Genomic DNA, 15,939 nt, shown 5'->3' with positions numbered 1-15,939 from the left:
TTATGTTGAGAGATAGAATACAGAAACAGACATATCCACAAAGAAAAAATACTGCGACAATTCTTAATTATCTTGAAGAATTAGTATTGATTAATGCTAAAGAAGTTGGACTTGTGCCTATAGATCAAGATAATAAGGGATATCAGGATATTCCTCTTCCATTTGGCAGGATAGTTTCACTAGAAGTACCTGAAGAAGCTGTATCAGCAACTATGATGGTAGAACAAGGAGCAGTTACTATTATTACCGATCCAGATCCGGATGAAACAGTATCAATTGTTGCTACATCAAAAAAAAGGGAGCGTACACTACCTATACCTGTAATAGAATTACCCATTACGAATTCGTCAGCCGTATTAAGGTTTAGGGAAAATGGATCATCACCAAGTATCAATTCAGGTTTTGGATTAGCAAACCAAGATATATTCGAATTGGTCGGATCTGAAAATCTAAAGATATTTAGGGTAATCGGAGTACAAAAAAATGGAACACCCATTTTAAGAATTCAATTTTATAAAACGGCACAATTTGAGTAAATACTATGAGAGCAATTAGAACACAACGCTTTGTAAGAGGAACACAAACAAATTATAGTGCCGAGGGGAGTACAAGTGGTTTAGCACCATTTATAACCGAAGTATGTGGTGCTAGAATGCGTGTAAAAGGAATACGAAAGATACAAATCAAAGGATATCACTTTACTCCAAATGTAACTATAGATACTGGTGCGGAAATAGATAGTTCGGAGTTTAAAAGAGCAGGGAGTCTTATTGTAGTAATTAGTCAGGTAAAGTTTATTGATCCAACCTTATTAGAAGCTGTAGTATTTGCAGGAGATACAGAAGGGAGATTTAATCTGATAGTACGAAATGGAAATCTAAATTCTGGCGATACTGGAAATGAGACTATTGTAGTAATTAATCCTGTTTGGGTAGATTTAAGAACAACATCAGTAATTGATTTAGGTTTAGAAATTAGTCCAGGAGTAATTGTCAACCGTAACTTGGAAAAAGGGTTATGGGGTATTAATAGAAGTTCAGATTTTAATAGTGCCGTAAAATTTAGAGCATTTCCTTGGAAAAGATGTGACGATCTTTCTTTTAATATTGTATTTACCCTGAGCGAAATAGAAGGGATCAGTCTTTTTGGAATTGGAGGAATTGGCATTGAAGCAGGTAACTTGGGTTCAGAACCATTATTCGAAGCAGAATCTCATCTATTTGTAATTAACGGTACGGCAAATCAGATGTATGGTGGTGGATCAAGATATAGAAGGTGGACACAAGATATAGGAGGAACAGCTTCTTTTGAAGTGTCTAAATTTTATAGACTGAATTATAATTTCAGCACATCGAGAACCTTAATGACTATAGCTGAAGTCGATCCCTTGAATTTTGATAGGAGAGTTAATACTCTCCGACAATGGTTTTTAGATTCTCCTAGTGATAGTGAAGTATTACTTCCTTATTGGACGGTTGGAAGCAACGAGAGTCTTTTTCTTACCGCATTTAAGATTGGTTAACTTGTTTATAGTTATTAAGAATTAATATGAACAGGATGAAATGAATTTTACGGTGGTATTTGATAATTAATTATTAATTTAGATTTAATCCAGTTGAAAAACCACCAAAACCGCAGCTAATAGATTTTGTAGGCTTTTATCACCCATAAATACTATGTTTTATTTTCAAATCATATGTGTCTAGGTCTATAAATTCAATACCTCGGTTTTGAAATTTTCCGTTTGTAGCTTCTGTTAAAAAGGATAAGTCTAAATATCTTTTTGATATATTTTCTTTATCAATGTACAAATACGTTTCTTTTTGGAGGTAAAAGTATGTAAGTAATGATTTTTCGGGAATACCATCTGCATAGATAAGATGTTTATATTCTTGGTTTTTATAGGTAAACTTAATAATACCTCTATTTTTATATTCTGAATATTTCTTTGATTTATTGGACTCTAATAAGATATCTCTTTCATAAGGTTTGAAGTCAAAACTTTCTTTCTCATTAACTTGATGTCTGAATTCTACTTTGTTAAGATCAATAGGAATCCTATCTGCATTTTCAATAAATTTTTTTATTAGTGATCGGTTCCCGTTTCCTAAAAAATTAAAACTAGGTATTTTGGTTTTTCCAATTCTATAGATAAAATATAAGAAACCTAGAATAGCACTAAATAAGCCATAAAAAAATAATTGGTTTTCCATTGATTTTTGTTTTAAGAGGACTTGTTTGTTATTAAAATTCTAACGGTATCTTATGAATGATGTTTTTTTTGTTTTCCATATCAAAAAATATTGAAATCACATATCCTTTTTCTAAAAGCTTATCTTTTAAAAAAGAACGCAGATCGGGTTTGAATTTTAGGTCGTACATCTCATTTTTAATAAATTCCTTATTGAATAGGTTATTAAATTCCTGACTGCTTAATAATAAATCAAACCTCACAAATGATTGATATTGTTCCTGTTGTTTTTCTTCCAAATATTTCGTTCTTATGCCTTTTACCAGTTTTTCATTGTGTTTAAAATATACTGTTCCATGTCTGATATTTGGGCTTTTTTTACTCCAGAAAGTATGTTTAATTTTAAGTTTAGAGCCGCTATTGTTTACATACTTAAATTCAAGAGGTATATAAAAGAGCGTTGGAATACTATCTCGTTTTAGCTCTCCAATCTTTACTTTCAATGGTAAATCCGTATTAGGAAAGATTTTATGGATTAATTTTTCCTCTTGGGCATTGTTATTGCAAGAAGATAAAAGTAATGTAATAGTAATTAATACTTTGGATATAATCTTATTCATCATTTAGTAAGTTTGGCTATAAACAGCGTCAATATAAAACTTTTCATTTTCTGTATCCTTGTCTTGCACAAAGATTAAATAAGTATACTTTTGCCCAAAATCATCAATAGGATCGAATTGATCTAATTCTTCGAGTGTCTTAATCTCTCCATTCATCACTTTGTAATGGGCTTCATTTGAAATATCTCTTTGAAGAAAGAAATCTCCTAATTCATCTGCGTAAGTTCTTTCAATTAAAGTTTCTATAGCGTCTAATCCATTATGTTTATTAATGTGTACAAGTTCTTTTCCATAGGCACTCATATCATTAAGCATACTGTTGGTAACTTCAGTTGCTATCACATCAGCTACCATAAATAAAGAACCTAGCCCTGTAAGAGCTTCAGATGCTAACACCATAGGATTCATTCTTGCTGCCTGTTGTGTGGTAGCAGATTCTAAAGCTGCCGTAGTGGTTGTTCTTTTTGCTGTTTCAGCCATTGTTTTTTTGGCTGCTTCTTCGGCAATATCTCTCGCTGCCCATTTAAGGGGTTTCGTACCAGAAAATGTAGAAAATATACTTACAACTGATGAAGGTTTTGGTATACCATTACTGCCCCCTTCCTGTGCAAATAGACTATGAATTGTTGGACCAACTTGTACATAATCATAAAATCTTAGCAATTCTCTAGCATTTCGTAATGAACCAACAACTCCCTCTTTAAAATCTACTTTATTAAAGTATTCAGAGAATGATTTTCGTATCAGTTTTTCTTCTTCAGTTATATTGATGTGGGAAAAAGTATCTTTGATTACAAAGGCAGAAGCACTTTTTACCTCATATTCAATACTATGAACAATTTCATTTTTAGTTAGATTTATAGTTTCTCGATATACTTGCTTTTTAATCATGTTAATTTCAGAAAGTGCGGTACTTTTTGTTATAATTTTTACCTTCATAACAATAACATTAGCAATTTTACCCTCCAAACCAGTAGCCTTTGCCATATCATTTGCTTTTTTAGCAGCGTGACGTATTAACTTTCCGTGGTTATCATATTGTTCTGATCGTTCCTCATTGTCAGGTTTTTTGGAAGTGGCATCAATAGGATTAAATGAAGTTACAATAAGATTTCCTTCTCTATCAAAAAATTCTGGAATACTACTTCCTTCGTTTACGGGTATAATCCAAAGATTTCGATCATTATAACCAACTCGTAGACGATCATCATTTTCATCTTTAGGATATTCTTCAGATAGGTTTTTATATGATATTCTCCAATATAATTCTATAGTATGATCTAAGGAAACCAAATTCCCATCGTGATCATCTTTAATAACAGGCTCCCAACTATCCTCTAACTTTACTTCAATAGTCGCAATTCTTTTATCACCTACTTGTTTTATTTTTTCTTTTTTAAATACTGGATCATTAGGGAATTCGGAATCATCTGGATCAATCTCGTCAATCCATAATAGATGATCATGATCGAAAAGCTGAAATTCCAGTTCTTCGCCAGCTCGGATTCCTTTTACTTCTACGTGAAAATACATTGTGTCACCTAAAAGAACAGAAACTTCTTCTTCATTTTTATTTTCATCCAGCTTTTTATAAATATAGGGTTGTTCTCCTTCTTTATCATAAGTCCACCAACCTCTTACAATTTCGGGCTTGATATACTTTGCTGTGAGCGTTCTAGTTTCTCCATCTTCAAATTTAACTGTAAATCTTGTCATGGTTATTGGTTTTAAGCTTCTTGTTGATCTATCACTTCTAATTTTATCGTTTCGTGATCGCTATTGATGATATAGCCTTCTATAGTATCGTTTTTAAGGATACTTCCATTCATTTTGAAATCATGTTCATTATCATTAAAACTGACGCTAGTTTTGTCTCCTATTCTATTTCGGGTTTCTAGTTGAAGTAATATAATATCTCCTGTTACGTAATCCTCAATTTCGTTACCATCCATATCTGTAAGATAGTATCTAGTTAATTCCTTGTTACTTTCAATAGTGGTTGGTGCAACATTTAATCTTTCGGGATCTGTTACTTTCCAATGTTTTGACATTATTACTTGACCATCAAATAAAATAGTTGCTGGAGATAAACTGAATGTAACTGTGAAAGGATCAACACCTGTACTAGTAAAGTGATAATTACAATACACACAATAAATGTCTAATAACTTAATTTTGGTGCTTTTACTATTACCTAGAGTAGGTGAGAAAACAATTTCGCATTCCTTTTTCATCATCGTTGGGTGGGTTGACCATTCAAAGAATGTATTATCTTTACTTGCTTCTATTATAAAGTCAAAGGTTCTTGATTGAGGTTTGGAAATTGGTCTGCCTGTATAATCGCTATTCTGCAAGAAACCAAAGTGATGTTGTAAAATATTGAATTCCATACCATCTACATATAATTTTACTTTAAAACTCATTAAATTTAGTTTTAGGGTTAATCCAGTTTAGTAGTTCAGTCTTCGAATTGATCGAACAAGTTTAAATTTTTTAAGTCATTTATAACAAACTCTGTCCTACCTAAAAATCGACATTCACAAGAATTATTATTTTTAAAATCAAAAGTTAGTATGTTATAATTTCTCTGACGTTCTACAAGAGAATTTGCATTTAAAAAATCTTCAAATTTCTGTTCGTCAAATGATTCCATTTTCTTTGTAATTGGGGTGAATTTACCATCTAGATATTCATATTTCACAATTGAGGCACTACTATTTTTGATTTGAATATCAAAATTATGCCTTGTCCAAATTTCTCCTTCTTGATCCAAAATGATCATAAATAAGCGTTCATATGAATCACGTCTATTGTATCCAATAAAGCGGTTAAGCAAGCTTTCAACATAAGGCTCCGTATTTAAACGAACAGAATCAATCCAGTATACTTTTTTAAAGATTTCTTGACAGTTTTTGTCTTTTCTAACAATGTCATTTACACTAAAATCAATAGTAAACGATTCCTTTTTGGAAGTTGGTTTACATTGCCAAACTGACGTTAGTAAAATGAATATTATTATTGGTAAAACTATACGAGACATGATTTGTTTTAGTGTTTTTTTCTTTAAATATTAATCAATGATAATTTTAGGATACTCAAAGCTATGGTTGTTTGGATATATTGTTTTCATTACCGCAAAGTATTCTTTAATAAACTTGCTTTTATCTGAAAGACCATAAGAATACAAGCTTATAGTATCATCGGTTTTTATAATCTTTAAAAGTTCTCTGGCATTTTTCTTTTTTTCAATCCTTTGGCGGTTGTTTTTGATTAAAGTAGTCAAACTAGATTCTAGGTATTTCTTTTTTTGTAGTTTGATAACAGTAAAATCATCATCTATTTCTTCTACTTTTCTTTGTATATGCCCTGTTATCGTATTTTCCACTACGACGAATTCATCTATTCTGGTAGCCCATTCCATAGTGATGTTAAAACGATATTTCACTAGTTCATTCTCATTAGTAGGATTTTGGGTCTCATTAAAATCAGTTCTCTTACCTGTTGCTTTCGGTTTACAACTGATTAAAATAAATATCAATAATAACATTAAGTATTTCATAGTGGTTGAATTTAATCATGGTGTTGAAAGAAATGTTTCACAGACTAAGGATGTCAAGGTAAATTTATTCATATTCTTTTGTGTCAATATTGATAATCAATTCCCAATAACAACTTTCACCATCTTCAACTTCGACATATTCTTCTTTCCAATCAATATTTGTGAAGCCAATATCTTTCTGTGATGGAGTAGGAGGAGTTTTAAGTAATTCACAAAAAGCATTAATTTTTATAAGACGTTCATTACTTTCATTGATATAAGGGATATACTGCCGATAATATGTTTCAATATTTTTATTTATTGGTTGTTTTATAAAATTGAATTTATTGTTTTTTATAGCTTTATTGATTACAATATTTAAAATGCGAAGGTCTTCTTTCTTCGGTTTCCAAGTTACATAACCGTATTTGGTTCTAAGCCATCTGTTATATTCTGAATCCAGAAGTATTGTTCCCCGATCACTCAAATTTAGTTCCTCTTGACTTGTTTTGCAGGAAGTCAAATAGAACAAAGTGAATATGATAACTGGATATTTAAGCATTTTAAATCTTTTGAGAAAATTGTCATTTTCATTAATTGCCTTCAATTTTTAAAGTAATTTTACCATTCTTAATAAGATATCTCCAAGGATAAGGTTTATAACCTCTAACGTCATCAATACTTGTTGTAATAAGGGTGTCGGGTATGGAGTGTAATACCTCTTTATTGTAAAACTTATTAGCAATAGATTTTTGATCGAAAACTACAATAGGATTGGTTTTTTTATAAGTAAAAAATCCTTTTGGGTATAAATGAAAGATGAACGATTCTCCTTCCATTTCCCCCTCGCGTTCTTCCAATTCAAATGTGTGTAACTGTGGAAAAATGGTTATAGTGAAAATCGTGTCTTTTTCTTTTTTATCAAAGTAAATGTGATATGATGGATGTGAGAATCCTTTCTCATAGAATCTGTTTAAATCCTCTCCATACTTTACGTTTATAGGATATTCTTCTATATAATCGTCTAAAACCTTCTTTAAAGAGGGATCAATCTTTATAATGTCATTTTGGTCCTCTAGTTTTTGTTTGCTATTACAACTTACTAGCAAACCAAAAAAAACAAAAATTATTAAGTTTATTTTCATATTTAAAATTTATATGATGAGTTACTTCTGCGAACGGCTCTACCTCTTAGAAAGTCCTCTTTTGGTAAGCGAAGTCTAGTTGTTGACTGAGTACTAGGAAAATATATTAAATAAGGTTTATTACTTCCATGCTTAGTCAAAAATCGAGTAGAAACCCCAGTATCTCCTCCTATACTTTCACGTCTTTCTTGGGCAGTATTCTGATTAGGATGGGAATGAACCAAGCCTAAGACATTTCCAAGAGAACCATTTTTAACTCCTGGAGAAAGGTTAGAATCGTGATAAGTTCCAATCTGATAGTTTGTTCCAAGCCCTTGATATTCAATTTTACCAACACTCCATTCTACATTGGAATTATCTGCTACAAACTTAAATAAATTAAAGACATCATTTTTATTCTTTTCATCAGTGACGGCTATATTTACCTCCCTTTCTTTAGTTGTGCCATAATCATCATACTGTTGTGTCTTACCGTTATTTGCTAAGTCAGAAACTAAACTATTACCTTCAGAATCTTTATTTACGGTAACGGAACCTTTACTTTCATCTTTTACGGTATCTCCGTTTTCATTGGTAGTTGTTGCATATAGTGTGTCAGTATTGTCATTGGTCTTTTTGATCAACCTAATATTTCCATTCTTATCCAATCCATAGTCATCAAATAAACCCTGTGGAGCTAATCCGGTTGGATCGGTAAAAAATATAGGATTATTATTTACAAAATTATAGGGAGATTTATCAGGAAACTCCTCGGAGAGAGGATCAGGATTCATCCAACGGCTAGAAATTGAAGGTTTTAGAGTTGCTTCAGAATAAGTGATAGTTTCTTTGACAAATCCAACAATTTGTTTTGATTTAACATTAAGCAATACTGTTCCTATTTGGACTATACTGTCATTGTCGAAAGATTCTATATACTTTCCTTTACTAAGAGTTCCTATTTTCGGTTTATAGCCAAACTTCTTGAATGGATTTTGAGCTTTCATAATTGTTAAGCTCAGAAGGAATATTAAGAATAAATAAATTTTTTTCATTCTGATTGATTTAGTGTTTTTTCTTTTTTGTTGATTTGATTTTCTATTCATTCTCTCTAATTCTAAGAAGCTTTAAAGTATAGTTAAAGGTGCATTCTTCATCAGTAGTGTTATTTGCTTTTAAACTTAAAACTTCAAAAGTCTCGAAAATCCCATTGTTGTTATGAAGGCATAAATATGTCATACCATCTTGCTCTTTGATTTTTAAATCCATAAAATCTTCCTCTTTGGAAGCAACTTTAGTCGGAGGTTCATCACATTCAACAATCTTTTCCAAAATAAATCTTTCATTTTCGTAAAAACTCCACTGTATTCTATGGCAATTATATCCAAAACCACATCTTGCACTATTTAAAATAATTGTATCTTTTTTGAAGTAATCATTATTTGAATTATCAAACGACCATATATTCGTTGCTTCTGGTACAAAATTTAGAGATTTGGCAAGTGTTTCTTTGAAAACAAATTGCATTTCTTTTGATGTAATTTGATTTTGAGCATTGACTATCCCAAATATGTTCAAATAAGGTATTAACAATAATGATAAAATTATGTTTTTCATATTCCATGATGCTTTGTTTCTATAAACTCCCATTTATTCGTACTACAGGAATACTCAAAAACAGTCGTACTACCGCCACCATTAGCCATATTGTAGTTTTTATTTTTGTAGGTTATTTGAAAATCGATTAAATCGATTTCTATCCTACCTCCTTTTAATTTGATAGGCTGAATTTGAAAAGCATAAATCCCTTTTTTTAAAAGTCTTTTATTTTTTCTGCCGTAGATATTTATATAGTTAATTTTATACCCTTCGATATTTGCAGGTAAATAATCATTCATCGAATCATCTTTAAAGACAAAATAATAATCATTAATCTTTCGGGCAGATACTCCGCTTTTAATCATTCCTTTTTCATAATCAATTTTATTTTTGATAGCGGTATAGTAAAATGTTCTTAAGTCGATATTCTTCTCTTTTTGAGAAAAACTTAAGACGCTAAAAAACAAGAATGATATTAATACAAGATTCTTCATTTTTTTATCTTTTTGGTCTAACAAATCTTTTTTGAGGAAGTGTTGCTATAACCCCTTTACCACTATAAATATATACTCTTCCACCACCACCTCTATAAAACGTGTAATTTGTTCTAGTAGATCCACTCACATCAGGTTTTGAAGGAGCGTTTTGGAAACTGCTTGTTGTTGTACTACCTCCAATGCTCGAAGAAGCAGATGTACTATTTCTATTCGCTGCGCCCGCACCTGTTACTTTTGTGCCACTTGGATGGCTATGAAAAGTTGATTTAGTGTTACCACGTATTACATGTTCTATACTTGCATGCGAGTTTACCGATGGATCAGAAACGGCTCCCGGTGGAGATTGAGTAACCGTTCCATCATTTGAGATTGTTCCACCATATTCTCTGTTATTCGCATCAGAAGTTCCTCCTCGTCCGTTGTCTTGATTTACAATGTCAACCATTGCTTGCCTAGTATCAGCACTTCCTTCGATCTCTACACTATTGTCATAAGCAATACTATTTTCTTGAAATGCTGCTGTATTACCACTATTTTCCTTTATAAACTTTTCGGTTGCTCTTGCTTCTTTACCAGATATACCTGCCGATGCTACACCACTATCAAAACTTTTCTTGGAAGTTTTTACAACATAGACTTTGTCATCATCTATACCATCATCACCAATTTGTCTACCAGCTTCATTTACGAAAATTCCAAATAATCCGTCTGGATCAATTACATTTATAGGATTATCCCAAGCATAATTATACGGGGAAAATCGTCTCATGCCTTCTGCTAATGGGTCAGGATTCATCCATCGACTAGATATTGAAGGTTCTAAAGTCGCTTCAGATAATGTTATCGTTTTCATTTCAAATCCAATTATGGATTTAGAACGGACATTAAGTAATACCGTTCCAATTTGAACAATACTATCATTATCGAAATGCTCAATAAATTTTCCTTTAGTTAGTGTGCCTACCTTTGGTGTGTATCCAAATTTTTCAAAAGGATTTTGTGCTGTCATAATAGTTGTAAACATAATTAACAACAAGATAATATAACTTTTTTTCATTTTACTAATTGGATTTATCAGTGTTAGTTATTTTTTTATTCTCATACTTTTTACGTTCTTCTTTCAAGGAATTGAGCCAATTCAGATACATTTCTTCTGGCATTCTGCGATAACCAGATTCGTGAATTGATACATATTCGTGTTGAATCTCTAAGAATTGTAACCTCAAAAAATCATCTTCATATACTTCCTTGGTAAAAACATCAAAATCTTTTTTTACTTCTTTCTCAAAAACCTTCTTTTTGGTTTCTGCTTGAAGAATTCTTCCATTTATATAATGAGGGTAGTATTGTAAAGCCACTTGACAAGCTTTCATTACAAATTGACCGTCATTATCAGGGAAAACTTTATTATATCCTTGCGCCAAATCGATTATACACATAGCAATACTTTGCTTGTCACTTAGAGCTTCCATATACATTTTATTTGTTATTGCATCCAAATGGATATAACCAGAAGCCATTAACCAAGCATCATTAGGGAAAATACCAGAAGTAAGCTCAGTATTGTACCAACCATCTATTTCATTTCGATGTTTGATATATATGTGATTTGGAGCTATTGCTAAATGAGCATCTGCTCCAATTTCTTCGGCAAGTATTTTATACAAATAAGGCATAGAGTGGCAATTTCCTTTGCCAGTTTCTAGTAATTTAGAAACAAACATACTATCCCAATTTTTCAAACCCCAAATATCTTCAAAATCATATACGTAAGGAATGTATTCATACATCACTCCATCTTTGTCAACGATTGGTATTGTATCTGTTACTATCGAGAACAAGGCAGCATACTTTTTAACTTTTAAACTATCCTTACCCTGGTATTTCAATTTTATCTGATTTACCATAGAACTAGTAAAAGAGGAGAGTCTTTTAATTTCAAAATTGAATCCTACTGTATCGAGTACATTATTGTAATACGCATTTTCGACACTCATAACAGCCTTTTTAAAACTTAATTGACAAGAATCTTTGAGCATACAGTTTAGTTGCTCTAAGGTGTCATTATATATTTTTTCCTGATCTTGCGACCAAAGCGAAATATTAATAAGTAGTGCTAATAGAAATATTCTTTTTTGCATCATTATTGCTTAACAGGTATTATAGTGTTTAGTTTAGTTTTAAGTTCGATGTTTTGTTGTTTGTTACTTTCTTCTTTTACTGAAGCCAACCATTTTTGATATTCATCTGGTGGCATTTCCTGATGCCCTAGTTTATCGACCATATTGTATTGAGCAATCATATTTTTGTACAATTGAATTGCTCTTGGGTGTTGTTTTATTTCATCAAAGTTTTCTTTGCCAATACCTAGTCTATCCAGAGCATATTTAACCTTGATAGTGGCGTAATTAGATTTTATTAGATATGCTTGAACATTGGAAGGGTTGAGTTCCAAAGCTTTTGAGATCATTTCATTAACAAACTCATCATACCCATATTTACCAATATACCCCAAAGCCAAATTCATATAAAGGTGAGATTGTAGTTGTTGTTTAGAAAGTGGATGCATATATACTTTATTCTGGAGAGCTTCAGCTTTCACATATCCAGATTGAAGTATAAAGGCATCAGTAGTTAGCATTCCATTAGTTAATTCAACATTATACCATTTCCACTTTTCATCGTCTTGAAATTTTATATAAGAGTGATTAGGTGAAAGGGCTAAATTAGCTTCAGCTCCAATTTCTTCTGCCAGTATTAAATAGAGTTGTGGTAATGAATTACATTGCCCTTTACCTGTTTCTAGTAACTTTTTCACAAACATCTTGCTCCAATCATCCTTACCCATATAGTCTTCAAAATCATAAGTTAAGGGGAGGTGTTTAAGATTTTTAGATTCTATTTGGAGAGTATCTGAGAAAAATTGGAAAAGCAGAAAATTCTTTGCTAAATTACTTTTAGAATCATAACCTAATTCGTTCATTTTTTCTCTTAGAAAATCTCCTGTTTGTTTGATAGTACTTTCGAACTCATCGTAGTTCTCTGTTTCCTCGTAAAATGCATTTTCAATGGCAAATATTGCTTTCTTTACAGAAAAGTCAGCGCTAGACAAGTTTCGAAGCTTCTCAAACGCTTTGCGGTAATAATTAGCTCCTGCCTCATCTCCGTAAGAAGGTAAGCTATAATTTTCTGGAAAAGAATGTAAAGCATCATCAATTAATGCCTGCGCTTGCTTTTCTCTCATTTGTTGCTCTTGCTGATTTCTTTCAACTTCTGCAATTAAAAGTTGATTTCTCACACTTTGATTTGTAGTATTCAATGGAGAAATAGTAGGGCTACCAAGGTTATTCTTAGAATAATTAGTAAACTGGCTTGCATTTGGTGTTTTTGGCATCAAATCAGGAAGTACTTGAGCATTCAAAAAAGGAAATACTCCAAGTAGTAAAAAGGAGATTATTTTTTTCAATTTGATATAGGTTTTAAGTCTTACAAACATAGCTTTATAATAATTAGTAACCTAAAAGAGCATAAGGGTGTTTTCCCCTATATTGCTGACTTTTCGATAAGTAGATTGATATTGTCGATAAAGAACTCATATGTTTCATTTTGTCTATTTGTCAATTACAAATTGGTCATATCTTTTATAAATCATTTAACATTCTATTTTGTGTAAGTATTCAAGAATTTGAAACCGTTTTGTTTTAGGATTTCGTTTCCTTAATTTGTTTCTTTTCAGAAATTCGAATACATATATTTCCATACTAGTGTCCTTGAAAGATTTAAGGACATTTTTCTTTGTAAACTTTTTTGGATTACTGCAATAAGCAGTTTTGAAATAATAATTATTTCTAAAGACAGATAATAAGGTAACTGGATAAGAGGTAATAAAAATTCTTAGGTTGTAGGTGTAATCAGTTAAAAGATAAAAAGAACCATCAAAAGGGATATCATGGGGGTTATCCAATGAAAATAATATAGCATCAATTATTTTGGGTTCGGGATCTTTAACCACATTAAACAATCGTTCTGTTTTATAAAGAATATCAAATATTTCTGGATTTGTAAGCCCTGATAGTTCTTTGACCATTTTTTTAATTATTCTTCTTTCTTTTATACTATTCACACTATCTTCTTATTTTAAGTATCACAATACGAATCGACTATCGTTTAATTGAATTTTAAAGGTTCAAATTCTGATTTGATATTGAGTTGTTTGTGTAGCTTTTTAAGTTCAAAGTTTTTTTTGTTAACGAAATCTTGTAAGTCCTTTTTTCTTCTTTTTCTCCTTTTTTTTAATAATAATGCGAAAACAAAACCTATGAGGAAACCTACTAGATAACAAGTAATTAGAGTCATAATTTTTTTGTTAAATTGATGGAGCTGTTAGTTCCAAAAAAACAGGATCTTTTTGCAAGCTATTTTGCAATTCATTTTTTGATTTATGTTTCTTCTTTCTAACGTAGCCTTGAGTGTAGCCTGTAATTTTTGAAATTTCCTTAGAACTTTTTCCTTCTAGTGAGAGAAGTATTAATTCTCTTTTTGACTCACTTAATTTTAAAAAGTACTTGTCATAAATTTTACGTGATAAGTCTTTTTCTATGTTTGGTTGATCAGAAAAATAAGCTTCATCAATTTTGTATTCCAAAAGAACGTTATCATATATTACTTTGTTTTTTTTTCTTAAGCGATTTCTCCATAGATTTTTACAAATCCCAAAGAAATAGGCTTCCAAAGAACCATTGAAATGTAACAGATTGAGAATTGATTTTCGATATATAATAATCATTGCATCTTGGAAGATATCCCTTACATCTTCTTCATTACCATAATGGGCTTTAATATATCTACTCGCAAAAGAAAGGTTCTCTTGATAAAAAGAATTGATTATGAATGAATCTCCGGCAATGATTCCTTCTATTATTTGATTGTCTCTTTGGCTTTTCATAATATTTAGCTAGGTTGTTTTTTTTAGATATTCTTCTGAATTCTTTGATGACCTTGAAAAATCCGTTTTAATTCTTTTCTCTTAGTAAAGAACTATTCCCTAGTAATCCTTCTTTTTCTATTGCAGTGAGCTTGGAAAACTCATCTTTTGAGATTATTCTATATCCGTTTGGACATAGTTTCTTAAATCGTTTATAAACAAGCGCCCCTTTTTTCTTCTCAATAATCTCTGTGCTAATTTTTAATTCTTTTACAATATCTTCGGAATTGTTTTCTTGAAACATTAAACTTGTAGCGATCTGTACGGCTTTTTCTTTATTTGGGTGAATGCCAAAAATTCGATCACCAGAATAGGTAGTTGCATTGAATCGAAAAAATTCAGTAAACTCATTTGAAGATTGCTTTTGAGCTATCTGTGATTGAACAGAGATCGTTGTGAAAAGTAAAAATGATAAAATTGTTAGTGTCGTTTTAGTATTCATTTTCGATTTATGGTTTGATTAGTTTTTAATTGTTCTGTGCTGAGTTTACAAAGACGTCAAGATGTTTACCTAAAACTATGGGACTGCATAGAAAACACTTGGCATAAAATTCAAAATGATTTGAATTTTTACTGTGTTTAATTTTATAGCAAACACTCGACATCTTTGTTCTACACAAACTCAAAACCCACTCTTAACTTTTAATTTATTGCTTCTCATTGATCGTATATTTCTATAAAACCTCAATGAGATTATTTTTTGGAAAACACTTTTTTCAGCTTCAATAAAAAGTACATTTGATGCTTTGAAAATCCCTAGTGATAGAAACTTTTTATGTAGTTGATCTGCTAACCTCTTAGAGATTTCTAATGGAGTTTTCATATCAACGATAGTGTCAATTGTTTTTAGAATAGATGACTTTTCTATTTTACTCAACTTTTCATAAACTTCATTTGCATTTGGCATATAGACTTAAGTTAAATTGCGATATTAGATTTCATAACAAACAGAAGATCTACCACAAAGCTTTTACATATTGATAGCTTGATTATTTTTATATAATTTTTCTGAATAGAACCCAAATCTAAAGTAGATTACACTTTCTTCGTATACGAAGTTCTGACTGCCGATATCATATTCAACAGGAGCATTAAAATCTCTCATAATGCTTAGGATGCGATATAGTTTAGTTTTTGAGATTCCTAACTTCGAAGCCAGTTCATTTGGTGTTCCAGTAGCTTGTAAACGAATAAGTTGATCTATTCGATTTATCATTTCAACTTTTTTAATGAATGCGCTCATAATTATTTAGATAATTGGTTTAGAAAATCTTTATAATTGGTTCTTAAATAATTAGTTTGTATTCAGATATTTACAATTTATATTGGTTGTTCGTCTACTAAAATTGTTTGATAATACTTTAGTCAAACTTTTTTTAGTATTTG

21 protein-coding genes are annotated in these 15,939 nt (G+C 31.0%); 2 read left to right on the top strand and 19 right to left on the bottom strand.

Features of this window, described 5'->3' with window-relative positions; translation table 11 throughout:
- Nucleotides 1-2: 2 nt before the first annotated feature.
- Together FHK87_RS05850 and FHK87_RS05845 are read left to right on the top strand one after the other, a co-directional pair.
- The gene (locus tag FHK87_RS05850) at nucleotides 3-536 is read left to right on the top strand and encodes a hypothetical protein (RefSeq protein ID WP_140591313.1); all 534 of its coding nucleotides are present in this window, start codon (nucleotides 3-5) and stop codon (nucleotides 534-536) included.
- Nucleotides 537-541: 5 nt separating this feature from the next.
- Nucleotides 542-1,522 (top strand): hypothetical protein, encoded by a 981-nt coding sequence (locus FHK87_RS05845; protein ID WP_140591309.1) that lies wholly within the window; start codon nucleotides 542-544, stop codon nucleotides 1,520-1,522.
- Between the two features lie 139 nt (nucleotides 1,523-1,661).
- On the opposite strand, the gene FHK87_RS05840 is transcribed toward FHK87_RS05845, so the two are convergent.
- The 19 genes from FHK87_RS05840 to FHK87_RS05750 form a co-directional block, all read right to left on the bottom strand.
- A complete protein-coding gene (locus FHK87_RS05840; protein ID WP_140591306.1) occupies nucleotides 1,662-2,213 on the bottom strand; it encodes a hypothetical protein in 552 nt (183 codons plus the stop codon).
- Between the two features lie 31 nt (nucleotides 2,214-2,244).
- Entirely contained in the window at nucleotides 2,245-2,814 is a 570-nt protein-coding gene (locus tag FHK87_RS05835) for a hypothetical protein (RefSeq protein ID WP_140591303.1), read from the bottom strand.
- Nucleotides 2,815-4,527, bottom strand: a complete 1,713-nt coding sequence (locus tag FHK87_RS05830; protein WP_140591301.1) for a hypothetical protein — start codon at nucleotides 4,525-4,527, stop codon at nucleotides 2,815-2,817. It abuts the gene before it with no gap.
- An 11-nt stretch (nucleotides 4,528-4,538) separates the two neighbouring features.
- Nucleotides 4,539-5,234: a type VI secretion system tube protein TssD gene (gene tssD / locus FHK87_RS05825; RefSeq protein ID WP_140591298.1), complete on the bottom strand. Its 696-nt coding sequence runs from the start codon at nucleotides 5,232-5,234 to the stop codon at nucleotides 4,539-4,541.
- Between the two features lie 35 nt (nucleotides 5,235-5,269).
- Nucleotides 5,270-5,851, bottom strand: coding sequence for a hypothetical protein (locus FHK87_RS05820; RefSeq protein WP_140591295.1), 582 nt, complete (start codon nucleotides 5,849-5,851; stop codon nucleotides 5,270-5,272).
- Between the two features lie 30 nt (nucleotides 5,852-5,881).
- Complete coding sequence (locus tag FHK87_RS05815) at nucleotides 5,882-6,370, bottom strand: hypothetical protein (RefSeq protein ID WP_140591292.1); 489 nt, start codon at nucleotides 6,368-6,370, stop codon at nucleotides 5,882-5,884.
- 64 nt (nucleotides 6,371-6,434) lie between these two features.
- Nucleotides 6,435-6,911 carry a hypothetical protein gene (locus tag FHK87_RS05810; protein ID WP_140591288.1) on the bottom strand — a complete coding sequence of 159 codons (477 nt, stop codon included), beginning with the start codon at nucleotides 6,909-6,911 and terminating at the stop codon, nucleotides 6,435-6,437.
- A gap of 31 nt (nucleotides 6,912-6,942) precedes the next feature.
- Nucleotides 6,943-7,494, bottom strand: a complete 552-nt coding sequence (locus FHK87_RS05805; protein WP_140591285.1) for a hypothetical protein — start codon at nucleotides 7,492-7,494, stop codon at nucleotides 6,943-6,945.
- 2 nt (nucleotides 7,495-7,496) lie between these two features.
- Nucleotides 7,497-8,480 (bottom strand): JAB-like toxin 1 domain-containing protein, encoded by a 984-nt coding sequence (locus FHK87_RS05800; RefSeq protein ID WP_226294110.1) that lies wholly within the window; start codon nucleotides 8,478-8,480, stop codon nucleotides 7,497-7,499.
- A 91-nt stretch (nucleotides 8,481-8,571) separates the two neighbouring features.
- Nucleotides 8,572-9,090, bottom strand: coding sequence for a hypothetical protein (locus tag FHK87_RS05795; protein WP_140591279.1), 519 nt, complete (start codon nucleotides 9,088-9,090; stop codon nucleotides 8,572-8,574).
- On the bottom strand, nucleotides 9,087-9,566 hold the full coding sequence (locus FHK87_RS05790) for a hypothetical protein (RefSeq protein WP_140591277.1): 480 nt from the start codon (nucleotides 9,564-9,566) through the stop codon (nucleotides 9,087-9,089). Before FHK87_RS05790 ends, FHK87_RS05795 begins: the two co-directional genes overlap by 4 nt.
- 4 nt (nucleotides 9,567-9,570) lie before the next feature.
- Nucleotides 9,571-10,593, bottom strand: a complete 1,023-nt coding sequence (locus tag FHK87_RS05785) for an RHS repeat-associated core domain-containing protein (RefSeq protein WP_140591274.1) — start codon at nucleotides 10,591-10,593, stop codon at nucleotides 9,571-9,573.
- 37 nt (nucleotides 10,594-10,630) lie between these two features.
- A complete protein-coding gene (locus tag FHK87_RS05780) occupies nucleotides 10,631-11,710 on the bottom strand; it encodes a hypothetical protein (protein WP_140591271.1) in 1,080 nt (359 codons plus the stop codon).
- Nucleotides 11,711-11,712: 2 nt separating this feature from the next.
- Nucleotides 11,713-13,035, bottom strand: coding sequence for a hypothetical protein (locus tag FHK87_RS05775; RefSeq protein WP_140591268.1), 1,323 nt, complete (start codon nucleotides 13,033-13,035; stop codon nucleotides 11,713-11,715).
- 186 nt (nucleotides 13,036-13,221) lie between these two features.
- Nucleotides 13,222-13,692, bottom strand: a complete 471-nt coding sequence (locus FHK87_RS05770) for a hypothetical protein (RefSeq protein WP_140591265.1) — start codon at nucleotides 13,690-13,692, stop codon at nucleotides 13,222-13,224.
- Nucleotides 13,693-13,935: 243 nt separating this feature from the next.
- Entirely contained in the window at nucleotides 13,936-14,514 is a 579-nt protein-coding gene (locus FHK87_RS05765) for an RNA polymerase sigma factor (RefSeq protein ID WP_140591262.1), read from the bottom strand.
- Nucleotides 14,515-14,581: 67 nt separating this feature from the next.
- Entirely contained in the window at nucleotides 14,582-14,995 is a 414-nt protein-coding gene (locus FHK87_RS05760) for a hypothetical protein (RefSeq protein WP_140591259.1), read from the bottom strand.
- Between the two features lie 180 nt (nucleotides 14,996-15,175).
- Nucleotides 15,176-15,460 (bottom strand): hypothetical protein, encoded by a 285-nt coding sequence (locus tag FHK87_RS05755; RefSeq protein WP_140591256.1) that lies wholly within the window; start codon nucleotides 15,458-15,460, stop codon nucleotides 15,176-15,178.
- Nucleotides 15,461-15,523: 63 nt separating this feature from the next.
- Nucleotides 15,524-15,769, bottom strand: a complete 246-nt coding sequence (locus tag FHK87_RS05750) for a hypothetical protein (protein WP_140591253.1) — start codon at nucleotides 15,767-15,769, stop codon at nucleotides 15,524-15,526.
- Between the last annotated feature and the right edge of the window lie 170 nt (nucleotides 15,770-15,939).

The sequence above is a fragment of the Aquimarina algicola genome (assembly GCF_006443095.1).
Lineage (GTDB): Bacteria > Bacteroidota > Bacteroidia > Flavobacteriales > Flavobacteriaceae > Aquimarina > Aquimarina algicola.
The sequence above is the reverse complement of the archived record's forward strand: the minus strand, read 5'-3'. Positions and strand labels throughout refer to the sequence as shown.